Origin of the sequence: Psychrobacter sp. Ps6, from assembly GCF_022129235.1 — a bacterium.
Lineage (GTDB): Bacteria > Pseudomonadota > Gammaproteobacteria > Pseudomonadales > Moraxellaceae > Psychrobacter.
Genome location: NZ_JADQAI010000186.1, coordinates 1 through 228, shown reverse-complemented (window position 1 = coordinate 228; position 228 = coordinate 1). Strand labels below are relative to the sequence as shown.

Annotated in this window: 1 protein-coding gene; it reads left to right on the top strand. The window is 36.8% G+C overall.

Annotated elements, in window-relative coordinates; genetic code table 11:
- Positions 1-28: 28 nt before the first annotated feature.
- Positions 29-228, top strand: a 200-nt coding sequence (locus tag I3255_RS14745) for a hypothetical protein (protein WP_238039502.1), incomplete at its 3' end; no start/stop codon positions are given.

Below are 228 nucleotides of genomic sequence, written 5' to 3'. Positions count from 1 at the left end.
TTATACATTGATATGATGGGTAAGATTCATGCGCAAAACTAAAATTTTACTGGTAGCTATTGGCTTACTCTTTCTTTACCCTGTCATAAACGGTATGGGTTGTGATTTTAATCTAGAGTATAAGATTCCAGGCCATGAGCGCTTTGGCAGTTGTAAGTTTGGCCAGTACACCTTAATTGATTATCCAGATCCAGAGAAAGGGAATGGTTATATTGTCTTAAAAGGTCT